15 protein-coding genes and 1 tRNA gene are annotated in these 15,658 nt (G+C 64.7%); 11 read left to right on the top strand and 5 right to left on the bottom strand.

Annotated elements, in window-relative coordinates; all coding sequences use genetic code 11:
- Positions 1-13: 13 nt before the first annotated feature.
- From HMPREF2734_RS10315 to HMPREF2734_RS10275, 9 genes are all read left to right on the top strand, one after another.
- Positions 14-1,237, top strand: a complete 1,224-nt coding sequence (locus HMPREF2734_RS10315) for a M1 family metallopeptidase (RefSeq protein WP_070570835.1) — start codon at positions 14-16, stop codon at positions 1,235-1,237.
- Positions 1,234-2,415, top strand: coding sequence for a hypothetical protein (locus HMPREF2734_RS10310; RefSeq protein ID WP_070570861.1), 1,182 nt, complete (start codon positions 1,234-1,236; stop codon positions 2,413-2,415). The genes HMPREF2734_RS10315 and HMPREF2734_RS10310 overlap by 4 nt, the downstream gene beginning before the upstream one ends.
- A gap of 6 nt (positions 2,416-2,421) precedes the next feature.
- Positions 2,422-3,393 (top strand): dTDP-glucose 4,6-dehydratase, encoded by a 972-nt coding sequence (rfbB, locus tag HMPREF2734_RS10305; protein WP_070570833.1) that lies wholly within the window; start codon positions 2,422-2,424, stop codon positions 3,391-3,393.
- A complete protein-coding gene (locus HMPREF2734_RS10300) occupies positions 3,393-4,688 on the top strand; it encodes a sugar nucleotide-binding protein (RefSeq protein ID WP_070570830.1) in 1,296 nt (431 codons plus the stop codon). Before rfbB ends, HMPREF2734_RS10300 begins: the two co-directional genes overlap by 1 nt.
- Positions 4,689-4,754: 66 nt before the next feature.
- Positions 4,755-5,615 (top strand): hypothetical protein, encoded by an 861-nt coding sequence (locus HMPREF2734_RS10295; protein ID WP_070570828.1) that lies wholly within the window; start codon positions 4,755-4,757, stop codon positions 5,613-5,615.
- A gap of 104 nt (positions 5,616-5,719) precedes the next feature.
- Positions 5,720-6,586: a glucose-1-phosphate thymidylyltransferase RfbA gene (gene rfbA, locus HMPREF2734_RS10290; protein ID WP_070482967.1), complete on the top strand. Its 867-nt coding sequence runs from the start codon at positions 5,720-5,722 to the stop codon at positions 6,584-6,586.
- Positions 6,586-7,383: a glycosyltransferase gene (locus HMPREF2734_RS10285; protein WP_070570826.1), complete on the top strand. Its 798-nt coding sequence runs from the start codon at positions 6,586-6,588 to the stop codon at positions 7,381-7,383. The genes rfbA and HMPREF2734_RS10285 overlap by 1 nt, the downstream gene beginning before the upstream one ends.
- A gap of 14 nt (positions 7,384-7,397) precedes the next feature.
- Complete coding sequence (locus HMPREF2734_RS10280) at positions 7,398-8,087, top strand: glycosyltransferase family 2 protein (RefSeq protein WP_070570824.1); 690 nt, start codon at positions 7,398-7,400, stop codon at positions 8,085-8,087.
- Positions 8,084-8,479 carry a DUF2304 domain-containing protein gene (locus HMPREF2734_RS10275; protein ID WP_070570822.1) on the top strand — a complete coding sequence of 132 codons (396 nt, stop codon included), beginning with the start codon at positions 8,084-8,086 and terminating at the stop codon, positions 8,477-8,479. The genes HMPREF2734_RS10280 and HMPREF2734_RS10275 overlap by 4 nt, the downstream gene beginning before the upstream one ends.
- On the opposite strand, the gene HMPREF2734_RS10270 is transcribed toward HMPREF2734_RS10275, so the two are convergent.
- From HMPREF2734_RS10270 to HMPREF2734_RS10260, 3 genes are read right to left on the bottom strand one after another with little or no spacing between them, the layout of a single operon-like run.
- Positions 8,476-9,096, bottom strand: a complete 621-nt coding sequence (locus HMPREF2734_RS10270; protein ID WP_070570821.1) for an MBL fold metallo-hydrolase — start codon at positions 9,094-9,096, stop codon at positions 8,476-8,478. The genes HMPREF2734_RS10275 and HMPREF2734_RS10270 overlap by 4 nt on opposite strands.
- Entirely contained in the window at positions 9,097-10,194 is a 1,098-nt protein-coding gene (locus tag HMPREF2734_RS10265) for an S-(hydroxymethyl)mycothiol dehydrogenase (protein WP_070570819.1), read from the bottom strand. It lies immediately after the preceding gene.
- Between the two features lie 11 nt (positions 10,195-10,205).
- Positions 10,206-11,030 (bottom strand): GDSL-type esterase/lipase family protein, encoded by an 825-nt coding sequence (locus HMPREF2734_RS10260; protein ID WP_070570817.1) that lies wholly within the window; start codon positions 11,028-11,030, stop codon positions 10,206-10,208.
- A gap of 51 nt (positions 11,031-11,081) precedes the next feature.
- Here HMPREF2734_RS10260 and HMPREF2734_RS10255 point away from each other — a divergent pair, with 51 nt between their 5' ends.
- Positions 11,082-12,683, top strand: coding sequence for an AMP-binding protein (locus HMPREF2734_RS10255; protein ID WP_070570815.1), 1,602 nt, complete (start codon positions 11,082-11,084; stop codon positions 12,681-12,683).
- On the opposite strand, the gene HMPREF2734_RS10250 is transcribed toward HMPREF2734_RS10255, so the two are convergent.
- Positions 12,683-12,755: transfer RNA gene (locus HMPREF2734_RS10250), tRNA-Thr, on the bottom strand. The two genes, HMPREF2734_RS10255 and HMPREF2734_RS10250, sit on opposite strands and share 1 nt — an antisense overlap.
- A gap of 65 nt (positions 12,756-12,820) precedes the next feature.
- A complete protein-coding gene (locus HMPREF2734_RS10245; RefSeq protein WP_246816822.1) occupies positions 12,821-14,035 on the bottom strand; it encodes a DNA polymerase III subunit delta' in 1,215 nt (404 codons plus the stop codon).
- A gap of 37 nt (positions 14,036-14,072) precedes the next feature.
- Between HMPREF2734_RS10245 and HMPREF2734_RS10240 the strand changes: the two genes are divergently transcribed.
- Positions 14,073-15,596, top strand: coding sequence for an adenylate/guanylate cyclase domain-containing protein (locus HMPREF2734_RS10240; protein ID WP_070570811.1), 1,524 nt, complete (start codon positions 14,073-14,075; stop codon positions 15,594-15,596).
- Positions 15,597-15,658 lie beyond the last annotated feature (62 nt).

Genomic DNA, 15,658 nt, shown 5'->3' with positions numbered 1-15,658 from the left:
GACTTCGCAGGCGATGAAACGCCGCAGCGACAACTACACGGGCGTGGAACCCAACCGTGGGTTCCACGTCACGCATTACGACCTGGATTTCGACTACATCGTCGGACCCAACCGGCTCAACGCCACCGCAACGTTGACGCTGACCACCACCGAAGCCCTGCACCACCTGACGTTGGATGTGGCGGAGGGGCTTGCGGTTCGGCGCGTGGAGTCGTCGATAAGCAGTGGCATCAAGCGCTTCCGCCAGTCGGGTGGAAAATTGCGCATCTCGCTTCACGACGACCTCCCGGCCCACACCGAATTCACCCTCACCATCCGCTACGGCGGCAACCCCCGCCCGCGACGCACCGCGTGGGGCGAACTCGGCTGGGAGGAACTGGACAACGGCGCGCTGACCGCCAACCAGCCCAACGGCGCACCCACCTGGTTCCCCTGCAACGACACCCCCGACGAGAAGGCGACCTACACGTTTAACGTGCGCACCGACCGCGACTACATCGCCGTCACCAACACCACCGCGCACCCGATGCCGACGTACCTGGCCACGGTGCAGGTCGGCCAGTTCCAACGCGTGGAGCTCGGCCGCAACGTCGTCGCATGGCTGCCCGGCGCGCAACCCGGCGACCTAAACAAACAGCAGGCAATGCTGGACTACTTTGAAACCGTCTTCGGGCCATACCCGTTTGAGAACTACCAGGTAGTCGTGCACGAGGAGGCGCTGGAAATCCCGCTCGAGGCGCAGGGCCTGTCCATCTTCGGCATCAACCACCTGCGCCGCAACGAGCGGCTGATCGCGCACGAGTTGGCGCACCAATGGTTCGGCAACTCGCTCGGCATCGGCCACTGGCGCGACATCTGGCTCAACGAAGGTTTCGCCTGCTACGCCGAGTGGCTGTGGGCGGATCACGCAGGACAGATGCCTATCGACGACTCCGTGCGCACCCACTACGACAAACTCACCCCCATGCGGTTTACCCTGGCGGATCCGGGCCCGCGCGACATGTTCGACGACCGCGTGTACAAACGCGGCGCGATCACGCTGCATGCTTTACGACGAAGCGTCGGCGACCCAGTCTTCTTCAACACGGTGCGCGATTATGTGGCTGCGAACGCGGACGGGATCGTCGATACGCAAACGCTCATTGACGCCTTTGCCCGCAACGGCGCCGACGCCGCGCAGGTCACAGGGATTCTGGACGCCTGGGTACAGCACGCCGAACTGCCGGAGTGCCCGTGAAACACCTCTCGCTGGCGACAGTGTTCGCCGCCATCAGCGGGCTGGTCGTCGTCTGGGTCGCCGGCTGGGCGATGGACGTAGAAACCGGCTACCGGTACTTCCTGGCCTACTGGGGGCTGTTCTTCGCGTGCGCCGGGATCGTGGACGGCATCACCCACGAAACCACCCGCGCCGTCGCCGCCGCCCGCGAGGACGGCACTCGCGGCAACGCCAACCCGTGGCGCATGGGTGCGGTCATCGGCGGGGTGGCGCTGGCGCTCGTGGCGGTGTTCGGCCTGTTCGGCATGGGCACGATCGTCCCCTCCGACCCGACGCTGGCCACCGCACTGCTGGCGTTCGGCCTGCTGTCCTATGCGTTCCAATCGGTGCTCTCCGGCGTGCTGTCCGGCGCGGGGCTGTGGGAGCGCTACGCCGCACTCGTGGCGTTGGACTCCGGCGCGCGCCTGGTCCTCGCCGTGCTCACGCTGCTGCTTGGCGGTGGGCTTCGCGAGTTCCTCATCATCACCGTCATCGGCGCCCTGAGCTGGGTGGTCATCCTCGCCGTCGACCCGGTACGCGTCACGCTGGACGTGGACCGCGCCACATTCGTACGCCGCGTCCTCTCCGCCATGACCGCCTCGGGCGCCTCCGCAGCGCTGATCACCGGCTTCCCCACCGCCGTCAGCGCCGCGTTTCCCGACGACCCGCAGACCTCCCTGACCGTCGCCGCGATCTCGAATGCCGTCATGCTCACCCGCGCACCCGTGCTCGTGCCGCTGCAGCGCTTCCAATCCGCGCTGGTGGTGCGGTTCGTGGAACACCGCGACCGTATTTACAAGGCACTCGCCGCCCCCATCGGCGCGGTGCTCGCCCTCGGCGTGGTTGGCTTCGCCGCCGCGTGGCTCATCGGCCCGTGGATCCTGCGAATCGCGTTCAAACCGGAACTGTTCGTCGCCGGCCTCACACTCGGGCTGCTCACGTTCGCCTCGGCGTTTATGGGCATGCTCATGATCACCGGCGTGGCAGTACTCGCGCTGGAACGGCATGCGTTTTACGTGGCAGGCTGGGTCGCGGCAACCCTGAGCGCCTTCGCGGTCCTCTTCATCGCGCCGTGGGGCGTGGCCACCTCCGTTACCGTCGCCCTGTTCGTCGGGCCGGTTGTCGGTGCGCTCGTGCACCTCGCAGGCCTTGTAAGGTAACGCGATATGGAATCTTTGCTGGTCACCGGCGGCGCCGGTTTCATCGGGTCGAACTTCGCACGCATGGCGGCGCAGCGCTACCGCGTCGTTGTGGTGGACAAACTCACCTACGCCGGCAACCGCGCCAACGTCCCCGAGGGCGTCGAGTTCGTCCAGGGGGACATTTGCGAGCAATCGCTTATCGACGACCTCGTGTCCCACACCGACGCCGTCATCCACTTCGCGGCAGAATCCCACAACGACAACTCCCTGCGGGACCCAAGCGCGTTCGTACAATCCAACGTGGTGGGCACCTTCACCCTGCTGGAAGCCGTGCGCAAGTTTGATAAGCGCCTCCACCACATCTCCACCGACGAAGTCTTTGGCGACCTCGAACTCGGCGGCAACGACGCATTCACCGAAACCACCCCCTACAACCCGTCGTCGCCCTACTCCGCCACCAAAGCCGGCTCCGACCACCTCGTACGCGCATGGGTACGCTCCTTCGGCATCAAAGCGACGATCTCGAACTGCTCCAACAACTACGGCCCCTACCAGCACGTAGAAAAGTTCATCCCCCGCCAGATCACCAACATCCTGTGCGGCCAACCCGCGAAGCTCTACGGCACCGGCGCCCAGGTGCGCGACTGGATCCACGTCGACGACCACAACGACGCCGTGCTCACCATCCTCGAACACGGCCGGCTCGGCGAAACCTATAATATCGGCGCAAACCAGCCACACACCACAAACAAGCAGGTCATCGAAACAATCTGCGAAATCATGGGCGGCACCTACGAACACGTCGCCGACCGGCCCGGCCACGACCAGCGTTACACCATGGATGCCACCAAACTCCGCAACGAACTCGGCTGGACACCCAAGCACGACTTCGACACCGGACTGCGCGACACCATCGACTGGTACCGAGAGAATCGTCGGTGGTGGGAGGACGGTAAGGGTGTCGTCGAGAAGCAATATGCGCAAAGGGGACAGTAATGATCGCAGGACTTGAAATCCACGACCTCACACTGCACGAAGACAACCGCGGCTGGTTCAAAGAAAACTGGGCCGGCCAAGCACTCGTACCGCGGCAACAAAACGTGAGCTACAACGCCCGACGCGGCGCCACCCGCGGTATGCACGCAGAACCCTGGGACAAATGGGTCTCCGTCGCCACCGGGCGCGTCTTCGGCGCATGGGTAGACATGCGCGCCGGCTCCGACACCTACGGCGAGACCTACACCTGCGAAATCGGCCCCGACACCGCCGTGTTCGTCCCCCGCGGCGTAGCCAACGGCTTCCAAGCGTTGGAGGACGACACCACCTACATCTACCTGGTCAACCAGCGCTACACCCCCGGCGGCGCCTATTGCTCGTACCGCGAGATCGACTGGCCGCTGGAGCCCACCGAACTCTCCGCCGCCGACCAAGCACACCCCATGCTTGCCGACGCCACCCCACTACCACCCCGCCGCATCCTCGTCACCGGCGCCAACGGGCAGCTCGGCCGCGCGCTGCGTGCGATCTGGTCCGACGACGAGGCAGTGTTCGTCGGCCGCGACAAGTTCGACATCACCGCGCCACCCGCGATGGACTGGTCCGAGTACTGGGCCGTGGTCAACTGCGCCGCATACAACGACGTCAACGGCGCCGAAACCGACCGCGCCACCGCCTGGGCCACCAACGCCACCGCCCCCGCCGCACTCGCCAGGCTTGCCGACGAGCACGACCTCACCTTCGTCCACGTCTCCTCCGACTACATCTTCGACGGCACCGTCGAGGTCCACGACGAAACCGAAGTGCCCTCGCCGCTGTCCGCCTACGGAGCCTCCAAAGCCGCCGGCGACACCGCCGCGCAAACCGCCCGCAAGCACTACGTCATCCGCACCTCCTGGGTCTTCGGCGACGGCGCCAACTTCATGGAAACCATGGCCCAACTCGCCGAAAAGGGCGCCACGCCGAAGGTGGTATCCGACCAGCGCGGGCGCCCCACCTCCGCCGAAGACCTGGCCAAAGGCATCGCGCACCTGCTTCGCACCGGTGCCGAATACGGCGTGTACAACATCACCTCCGACGGCGACACCGTCGGCCGCGACGAAATCGCCATGGCCGTCTACATCGCCATGGGCGGCAACCCGGCCGACGTCCACCCCGTCACCACCGAGGAGTACGGCCTCGACGCCGCCGTGCGCCCCCGCGAATCCACTCTGTCGCTGGACAAGATCAAGGCCACCGGGTTCGCGCCGACGAACTGGCGGGCGGCACTCGCGCTCTACGTCGCCATGCGATAGCCCAGCTGAGGGGGTGAATCCCGCTTATACATACGGAAGTCCCCACCCCGTTCCCAGGAGATTTCCATGAAAACGTCGCGCTTCCTTGCTCTTGCTACTGCCACCGCTGTGGCCTTTTCCGCTGTCACGCCTGCGCAGGCAGCGCAGATCGGCCCCCTCGGCCAAAACAAATGCAAGGTGACCTTCACCGCGGCGGAGAAGGATTTCCTGACATCGATGGAACAGGACGTGGCGAGCCGACTCGACTCGACGTTTGCACGCGACATCAACCTGTCGCTCGAAGCCGCATACCCGTCCGCTCGTCCCGTTGGCAATGACTTCGTCGACGCCAACAAGCAACCACTCACCGGCCACAAGACTGTCGATGCCTTCGACGCAGCATTCGACGCCCTGAACAAGGACTCGTACCTGAACCGACTGGGTATGGCAGGTATGAATGAGTCGACCGCGAAGTTTTATCTGCAGCTGCGCGCGCGAGCTGCCTATGGGCAGAACCTCGCCGGCGGCACCGAATCCGAGGAAACAGACTGGGATAATTACTACGTCGAAGCGAGGAAGAAAGAGGGCGATATCGAAGGCAACTTCGCTGGCGCCCTGCTAGCTCTCTTGTTTGGTCTCACCGATGTCCTTGGCAACGAGGCACAGATGGAGAAGTTCTACTCCACCTTCGAGAAAACCTCCGCTGGCAAGTACTTCGAGGGCCTGAACGCCTTCCTCAACGCCAACGCGGACGCCGAGGAAGCTTGCCTCGGTGAAGGCAACACCACGGTTGCGTTCCCGACGAAGCCCGCGAGCCAGCCGAGCAAGGAAGACGGCTCCTCCACCGCTGGCATCGTGGTCGGCGTGATCGCCGCTGTCCTCGCAGTCGTCGGTATCGCGGCGGCTTTCGCACCACAGTTGGGTCTCCAGATCCCGGGCCTGCGCTAACTGAGGTCGCAGGCAACTTACCAATCAACTTCCCAACTACTTCCCAACTACTTACCAACATGGGAAGTTAGTGGGAAGTTGGCTGCCCACTAGACTTCGGGGCTATGAAAGGCATCATTCTGGCGGGCGGATCGGGTACGCGGCTGTACCCGATTACGCAGGGCATCTCGAAGCAGTTGATGCCGATTTACGACAAGCCGATGATCTACTACCCGCTCTCCACGCTGATCAGCGCGGGTATTCGGGAGATTTTGATCATCACGACGCCGGAAGATCGCGCGAATTTCGAGCGTTTGCTTGGCGACGGCTCCCACCTCGGCATCATGCTCCACTACGCCGAACAACCGAAGCCGGAAGGCCTCGCCCAAGCGTTTCTGATCGGTGAAGATTTCATTGGCGACGACGCCGTCGCCCTAGTCCTCGGCGACAACATTTTCGACGGCGCCGGCATCCTGGAAGCGCTCGGCCAGGTGCGTGAGATTGAGGGCGGGGCGATCTTCGCCTACGAGGTGTCGGACCCGCAGCGCTACGGCGTGGTCGATTTCGACGCGGACGGCACCGCCCTGTCCATCGAGGAGAAACCGGCCCAACCGAAGTCGAACTTCGCGGTCGTGGGGTTGTATTTCTACGACAATGACGTGGTGGAGATCGCCAAGAACATCACTCCCTCGGCGCGCGGCGAGTTGGAAATCACCTCGGTCAACGAGGCCTACCTCAAGCGCGGCGACCTGAAGGTGCACCGCCTGCACCGCGGGGATGTGTGGCTGGATACCGGCACGATCGATTCGATGAGCGAGGCCAGCTCCTACGTCGAAGTGCTGCAAAAACGCACCGGCACCGTCATCGGTTCGCCGGAGGTCGCCGCCTACCGTGAAGGCTTCATCGACGCCGCCCAGCTGCGCGCGCTCGGCGAGGCCGTGCTCAAATCCGGCTACGGCCGCTACCTTATCGACGCCGCCGAGGAGGCCTAATGCCCACCCTTTCCGCCCTCATGAGCGTCTACCACGCCACCGACGCCGCCGAACTCGAACTCACGCTGAATTCCCTCGACGCCCAAACCCACCCGGCCGACGAGGTTGTGGTGGTCTTTGACGGGGAGGTATCTGGGGCGGTGCGTGGGGTCGTCGCAAAGCATGGCGCTCGCGTGGTCGAACTACCCGAAAACGTCGGCTTGGGCCGGGCGCTCAACGCAGGCTTAGCGACGATCAACGCCACCTACACCGCACGCATCGACTCAGACGACGCCGCCAAACCCGAACGCTTCGCCAAACAGTTGGCCTACCTGGAAGCACACCCGGACGTGGCCGCGCTCGGCAGCGCCATGGAAGAGTTCGAACACACCCCCGGCGACCGCGGCACCATCCGCGCACTGCCGCGGGATCCGAACGCGTACGTGAAAATCAACTCCCCGCTCAACCACCCCGCGGTCACCTTCCGCACCGACGCCGTCAAAGCCGTCGGCGGCTACCAGCACGTGCCGTTCATGGAGGACTACGACCTGTGGGCGCGCCTCATCGCCGCCGGCCACACCCTGGCCAACCTCGACGAGCCACTGACCTACTTCCGCGTCACCGACGACCAGCTGCGACGCCGCGCCAGCGCCGACACCCGACGCGCCGAGCGCACCATGCAGGCCAACCTCGTCGAATACGGGCTGATCTCGCGGCCACGCGCGCTGGCGAACCTCGCCGTGCGCAACCTGTACCGCGCCCTGCCCATCGGGCTAACCAAGCGCGTCTACTCCGTGCTCTTCCACCGCGGCGAGTAACCTCTTTAAGCGACATGACCGGATTTTCAGACACTTGGCTGATCGTGCCTTGTTACAACGAGGGCACGGTCATTTTCGACGTGCTCAGCCACGCCCGCGAAACCTTCCCCAACATCGTCGCCGTCAACGACGGATCCCACGACAACTCCGCCGAACAAATCCGCGCCGCCGGCGCCCACCTGGTCAACCACCCGGTGAACCTCGGCCAAGGTGCAGCGATCCAGACCGGCGTGGAGTACGCCCGTGCGCAGCCCGGCGCGAAGTACTTTGTCACCTTCGACGCCGACGGCCAGCACCAGGTCAAGGACGTGGCGCGCATGGTTGAGCGGTTGCGGACGGAGCCGCTGGATATTGTCGTCGGTACGCGGTTTGCGGGCCAAGACAACTCGCAGGTGCCGTGGATTAAGCGCGTCGTGCTGAAAACGGTGGTGATGCTGTCGCCGCGCACCCGCAAACTCGGCCTGTCGGACGCGCACAACGGGCTGCGCGCGTTTAACAAGAAGGTCGCCGACGAGATGAACATCCGCATGAACGGGATGTCGCACGCCTCGGAGATCGTCGCGATGATCGAGAAGTTCGGCTGGCGCGTCGACGAGGAGCCGGTGGATATTCTCTACACCGAATACTCCATGTCCAAGGGGCAATCGTTGATCAACGGGGTGAACATCCTCGCGGATGGGCTCGTGGCGAGGAGGCTGCCATGATTCAGGCGTTGTTACTGCTGGCCATTGTGGCGCTGGCGTGGTTCTTCTTCGCTAACCGCCGCAAGGCGAACGCGAAGGCGTGGGTGAAGTTGGGTTTCGTGCTGATGATCCTCGCCGCCGTGTGGGCGATCGTCCGCCCCGACGATGTGACCGTGCTGGCCAACTGGCTCGGCGTGGACCGCGGCACGGACCTCATGCTTTATCTGCTGGTCATCGCATTTTTCTTTACGACGATCTCCACCTGGACCCGCTTCCGCGAACAGGAACTGCGCTACGCGCGCCTCGCCCGGGCGGTGGCGCTACAAAACGCCGAGGCGCCCGACACAGCGCCGGGTAGCGCAGCGGGCGCTGCGACAGGCACAGCGCCGGGCGCAGCGCCGGAGCGGGATTAGAACCCGCGGCGGATCCACTCCTCGAGGTGCGGGGCTTCGTCGCCAATCGTGGTGTGGTCGCCGTGGCCGGTGCGCACGACCGTCTCCGGCGGCAGTTCCAAAACGGACTTCTGCAGGGAGTGGATGATGGTGTCAAACGACGAGAAGGATCGTCCCGTCGCCCCCGGGCCGCCCTGGAACAAGGTGTCGCCGGAGAACAGTTCGCCGGCTTCCTCGGCGTAGATGACCACGGAGCCCGGCGAGTGGCCGGGGGTGGACATGACGCGTAGTTCGGTGCCGGCGATGTCGAAGGTGGCGCCGTCGAGAAGCGGGCGGTAGTGCGCGCCTGGGTTCTCGCGCTGCCAGAGGAACCCGTCGGTGGGATGCAGGTACACCGGGGCGTTCACGAGGCGGGACAGTTCGGGGGCGGCGTCGATGTGGTCGGAGTGGCCGTGGGTGGCCAGGATGCCCTTGACGCGACGGTTGCCCACGGCGTCGGCGATGGCCTGGGCGTTGTGGGCGGCGTCGATGATGTAGACCTCGGAGTCGTCGCCGACGATCCAGACGTTGTTGTCCACCTCCCATTCGCCGCCGTCGAGTTTGAACAGGCCGGATGTGACTACGTTGTCGATACGCATTTAGAACTCCACCACGCTTCGCAGCACGTCGCCGCGCTTCATCTTGTCAAAGGATTCCTCGATATCCCCGACACCAATACGTTCGGAGACGAACTCGCCGAGCGGGAAACGCCCCTGCTTGTACAGCTCAACGTATGTGGGGAAGTCGCGCTCCGGCAGGCAGTCGCCGTACCAGGCCGGCTTGATGGAGCCGCCGCGGGCGTACAGGTCGATCGCGGGGATGTCCACGTGGTCGGTCTGGTTGGGCACGCCGACCATGACCATGCGGCCGGCGAGGTCGCGGGAGTAGAACGCCTGGCGCCAGGTGGGCTGGATGCCCACGGCGTCGATGGCAACGTCGGCACCGAAGCCGCCGGTGAGTTCGCGCACGGCCTCGATGACGTCGTCTTCGCTCATGTCCTTGGTGCAGATGGCGTGGGTTGCGCCGAACTTCTCGGTCGCAACATCGCACTTACGCTTATCGACGTCCACCGCCACCACCGTCGACGCCCCCGCCAACGCAGCACCCGCCACGGCCGCAAGACCAACACCGCCGAGGCCGAACACGACGACGGACTCGCCACGCTGCACCTCACCGGTGTTCACCGCGGCGCCCAGGCCGGCCATGATGCCGCAGCCGAGCAAGCCCGCCGCGGCCGGGTCGGCTTCCGGGTCCACCTTGGTGCACTGCTTCTCGTGCACGAGGGTCTTTTCGGCGAAGGAGCCGATGCCTAAGGCTGGGGTGAGCGGGGTGTCGTCGTCAAGCGTCATGCTTTGGGACGCGTTGTGGGTGTTGAAGCAGTTCTTCGTGTCCCCCTTGCGGCAGGCGCGGCACTCGCCGCACACCGCGCGCCAGTTCAACACCACGAAGTCGCCGGGCTCGACGTGGGTGACATCTTCGCCGACCGTCTCCACGACGCCAGCCGTTTCGTGGCCGAGCAGGAACGGGAACTCGTCGGCAATATCACCGTCGCGGTAGGCCAGGTCCGTGTGGCACACACCGGTGGCCTGAACCTTGACCACCACATCGTTTGGGCCGGGGTCGGGGATCACAATGTCCACAACCTCGACGGGCGCGCCCTTGGAACGGGCGATTACTCCTTGAACAGTCTGTGTCATGCCCTCCCAGACTAGGAGCGGGCGATGATATTTGCCACGTGCTCGTGGCCGCGCTGGTTCACGTGGATCGGCAGGTTGCCCGGGCCGCCGTAGAAATCGACAAGTCCAGCCCACATGCGCTGGTTATCCGGGGCGCACATGTTGTTATGCATCGTGGACGGCTTCAGGTCCAGGAACTCGACGCGGGCGGCGCGAGCGGCGTCGACCTGCATCCACTGGGCGAGGTTCTCCCAACGCTGAACTTCCTGGAAGCGCGTCCAATCGGAGGCATTCGGGGCGATGTGGAACAGGCACACGCGGTCGCCGGCAGTGACCTTCGGGTAGCCGACGATCTGGATGCGCGCGTTCGGGGCGGCGGCGCGGATGCGGTTGATCTGCGGGACCATGTAGCGGGTGAAGTCGCGGCGGACGTCGGCGTCGGGGCGCGAATTGTTGTTGTACGTGTCGTTGAAGCCGACGGAGATGATCACGCGTGCGGTTGCTGGCGACAGGCCGCGGTCCGCGATCGCGCGGTCGACCTGTTGGAAGAAGCCCGGCCCCTTCGAAATGGTGACCACGCCGGTGCAGGAGTAGTCACGCGCAGGCAGGCCGAGTTTCGCGGCGGAGCGCTTGCCCCAGTTCGTGGCGGAGGTCGGGCACCAGGTGCCGTTGTCGGAGCGCCCGCGCGGGTCGAGGCCGAGTTTGCCGGCGGCCCACTGGCCCATGTTGGGGTCGGAAATAACGGAGTCGCCGAAGATGACCATGTTGCGCTCCTGCGCGTGGGCGGCCGGGGTCAGTGGGGCGACGAGGGCGGCAGCGGCCACAAAGGCGGCTGCGAGACGTCGGAAAACAGACACGAAAATCCTTTCACGCGAGACACTTACGTATCGGTAGGCTACATTATCCTCATGCGTCCCACCCATCGTCCGCTGTTCTTACTGAAGTCTTTCGCGCGATTCGTGCCCGCCGTTACACGCGCCGGCATCATCAGCGCCGAAGGCGGCCCCCGCGCAGCGCTCGCACTCATCCCGAATCTCGCGCGCTACTGGTTCACCACCGCCCGCGAAATCGAACAAGGCGCCGCAGCAGTGCCCGATCGCCTCGCTCTTATCGACGACACCGGGGCGCTGACCTACCGCCAACTGCGCGAAGACTCCCGCACCGTAGCCAAGTGGCTGCTGGCCCAGAAAGAAGAGCGCGGCCTCGACGAACTACGCATCGGCGTCATGGCCCGCAACGGCCGCGGCATCGTCCTACCCCTCGGCGCCAAGGGCTACACCGGAGGCCACATCTTCCTTCTCAACATCGGCTCCTCCACCGAGCAACTGCGCGGCATCATCGCCGAAAACGACATCAACATCCTCTTTATCGACGACGAGTTCGCCGACCGCATCCCCAACGACATCCCCCACACACCCGTGGTGCGCGCGTATGAGGACGTGGTGGTGAAAGGGGTCGTCGATAAGCGACTGCCCCTCTGGCCCAAACACGGCAACCTCGTCCTGATGAGCTCCGGCACCACCGGCATCCCCAAAGGCATCGTGCGCCCCGAACCACGCCTGCCATTCGTGGTCGCCGGATACCTCGAAGCAATCCCCTGGCGCGCCGGCGACACCATCCAACTCACCGCCTCCATCTTCCACACCTGGGGCTGGTCTGCCCTGCAAGTCGCGCTGGCGACCCGCTCCACCATCGTGACGCAACGCGAATTCGACCCGGAAAACTGCTTCCGCCAAATCGAAGCATTCCGCTGCGACGGCCTCATCTCCTCGCCGATCTTCTTCAAACACATGCTGGACCTCGACGAAAACTACGACACCTCGTCGCTGCGCTACCTCGCCACCGCTGGCAACGCCGTCACCCCGTCGCTACTGCGCCACACCACCGAACGCTTCGGCCCCATCCTGGCCAACATCTACGGCTCCACCGAACTCGCCCTCGCCGCCGCCGCCTCCCCCGAACAAATGCAGGCAGACCCCACCACCGTCGGCAAAATTGCGCCAGGCACCGTTCTCAAAATTTACGACGACAACGGCCGCGAAGCCCCCACCGGCCAAACCGGCCGCATCTTCCTCCACAACGAAACCGCTCTGCGCGGCTACACCAACCCGAACACCCCCACCGTCGAAATCGACGGGCTCATCGAAATGGGCGACCTCGGCTACATCGACGCCGACGGCTACCTCCACGTGCAATCGCGTAGCGACGACATGATCATCGTCGGCGGCGAAAACGTCCACCCCCAATCCGTGGTGGAAGTCCTCGAAGACATGCCCGGCATCGGCGAGGTCTACGCCCACGGCGTCGACGACGACGACACCTTCAAACGCATCGCCGTCTGGGTCGTCAAAACCGCCGAAATCACCGAGGAAGCCGTCCGCGACTGGGTGCGCTCGCGCTTGGCCGATCACTCGATCCCCCGGGACGTGCACTTCGTCGACAAGCTGCCGCGCAACGCCGTCGGCAAAGTCGTACCGCGCTTCCTGCCCGGTTTAGGGCAAAAAAATTGAGCCACCTGCGAGAATCGAACTCGCGACCTTCTCATTACGAGTGAGACGCTCTGCCGACTGAGCTAAGGTGGCCGGGCAGCAATGCTGCACCGGGAAGACAGCTTAACCTAGCGGGCGCAACCTGCGAAACCCGCAGGTTAAGACACGTTGCACGCCAGCCTTATGCGGCCAATCATGCCGTTGAACGCCACCGCCGGAGTCACGTTCTGGTCCAGGCGCTCGCGGCACTGCCCGATCGCCTCGAGGCACTCCACGAGCCCCTCCGCCGACACCTGGCCGGCAATCTCACGCGCGAGCCCCTCAAAATCCGGGTGCGTCAGACCAACATCGGCGCCCGACTGCACCACCATCGCATCCCGGTACACCCCCGCCAGGTCCACCAACACGAGGTCCAGCATGTCGCGCTTGCGGCGCGTGCCACGACGCTTCTGCTCCTCCTCCAACTGACGCACCGACGACGCCACCGACCGCAACGCCTTCGCCGCCCCCTTCCCCTTCGCACCCATGCCGAGGGCGTTTTCGAGCTTGGCGCGCTCGGCTTCGTCGTCAGCTTTATGCGCCTCGACGGCCTCCTTCTCCGCCGCCTTCAGCAACGACCCCACCGCCTGAAACGCCTGCGGGCCGTGAAACACCAACTCGGCCAAGTTGATCGCCATCGCGCGACGCTGCTGAATCGCCTCTGAACGCACCAACAACCGCGCCCGGCCAATATGGCGTAGCGACGACACCGCCGCCAGGCGCGCATCATGCTCCGACGCCCCCTCCTCCTCGACGAGAATGCGCACCAACTCATCCTCCGACGGCGACGGCACATACACATTCCGGCAGCGCGAACGCAGCGTCTGCGAAAAGTCCTGCGGATCCGTCGACGGCGCACACATGATGATCACGGTGCGCTCCGGCGGCTCCTCCACCGTCTTCAACAGCGCGTCAGCCGGCGCGGTGGTGATCGACGTGGCAAGGCGGTCCGCGTTTTCGATGATGACAACGCGCCAGGGGGCGACCGTCGGTAAGCGAGCTGCCTTTGCGACGATCTCATCACGCACAAAATCAACCTTGATCGTCGACGTATGCGGCACCACATGCACCAAATCCGTATGCGACCCCGCCAACGCATCACGGCAGCCCTTACACCGCCCACACCCAATCTCATCCGGGTTCTCACACATCAACGCCGCCGCAAACGCCAACGCCGCATTCGACCGCCCCGAACCCGGAGGGCCCGTAAACAGCCACGCATGCGTCATCGCATACGCATCCCCCTGCCCCCTCGCCGTGGCAGCCGCCGACAAGATGATGTCGCGCACCGCCGGGGTGCCAGCCAAACGCTCACTAACGCTGCGGGTAGTCACAGGTGACCAGAGTACCCGCGCGCTAAGGTGATAGACCATGGAACGTATCTGGCGCGAGCTGCAGTGGCTTTGGGGCACGTCGTGGCCTCTCTATGCCGCGACGGTGCTGGGCACCAACCTGCTCGGCGCCGTGGGCTGCATGCTGTTTGTGCGCTTCCTCATCCCGATGGATGCCGTCAACGAGTTAGGTCTCAACGGCCAGCTTGGGTTTATCGGGGTGTTGTATGCGGCGATTGCTGTTGCGCTCGGTGTGATCGTCACGTTTTTCCTGTTCCGGCCTGTGTTGGAGTGGCAGCGGCGCCCGGATGATCATGACCCGAACATGGTGCGGCATTTGGTGATGCGTTTGCCGGTGTTGCAGACGATCATCGTTGTTGCGGTGTGGGGGTTGGGCATTGCGATTGTCACGGTGCGCACGTTGCTTGTCGACGTCCCCCTGGGCATCGTCGTCCTCGCCACCACCATCCTGACGTGTTTTGTGGTGTCGGTGCTCACGTATCTGCAGGCGGAGCGTCTCGTGCGTCCGATTGCGGCGTCGGCGCTGGCGCGGCGGTTCGAGGATTCGACGCTCCAGCCGCCGATCGCGTCTCGGTTGATGCTGACGTGGTTCACCACCTCCGCCGTGCCGATGGTCGGGGTGCTGCTGCTGGCTGTGGCGCAGCGCGTCGGCTACTTCCGGGACACCCCGGGTGAGATGACGGCGGCGATCGTGGCGCTGATCGCGGCGGGTATTTTCACGGGGTTTGTGGGGACGTCGTTTGCGACGGTGATCGTCGTCGATCCGATTAAGGAGCTGCAGGTCGCCATCAACCGTGTGCGCCGCGGTGAGGGCGATACGCAGGTGGACATTTACGACGGCTCCGAGATCGGCGTCCTCCAAGCCGGCTTTAACGAGATGATGCGGGGTCTGCAGGACCGCCAGCGTGTTCGCGACGTGTTTGCCAAGTACGTCGGTGCTGAGGTCGCACAGAAGGCGCTTGAGGAGCGCCCGCAGCTCGGCGGCGAGGAACGCCGGGTCGCGGTGCTGTTTATCGACGTCGTCGGCTCCACCACCTACACCGTCCAGCACACCCCGGAGGAGGTCGTGGAGGCGCTCAACGAGTTCTTTGAGGTTGTGGTTGAGGTGGTGCACCGCAACAAGGGCGTGATTAATAAGTTCCAGGGCGATGCGGCGCTTGCGGTGTTCGGAGCGCCAGTTTCGCTTCACGACGCCGCCTCGCACGCCCTCCAAGCCGCCCGCGAAATCCAGCGCGGCCTGGAAGGCTTCGAACTGAAGGCCGGCATCGGTGTCGCCTCGGGCCACGTGGTCGCTGGCCACATCGGTGGCAAGGATCGTTTCGAGTACACCGTGATCGGCGACGCCGTCAACGGCGCCGCCCGCCTCACCGACCTTGCCAAGGACACCCCGGGCATGGTGCTGACCAACGCCGCGACCCTGCGCGCGGCGAACGAGGTTGAGCAGCAGCGCTGGACGCTCATGAAGTCGGTGGAGTTGCGCGGGCGCAACAAGATGACGCAGTTGGCGCGCCCGGTGCGCTCCACCATGGCGGACCGCTACTAGGGCTTCCCCACCGCCAGCCCAGCACCAGCGCCCAGCCCAGCACCAGCGCCCAGCACGGCAGC

It is taken from the genome of Corynebacterium sp. HMSC055D05, from assembly GCF_001810365.1.
Classification (GTDB): domain Bacteria; phylum Actinomycetota; class Actinomycetes; order Mycobacteriales; family Mycobacteriaceae; genus Corynebacterium; species Corynebacterium coyleae.
Note: the sequence above shows the minus strand (reverse complement) of the source record. Positions and strands in the feature narration are given on the sequence as shown.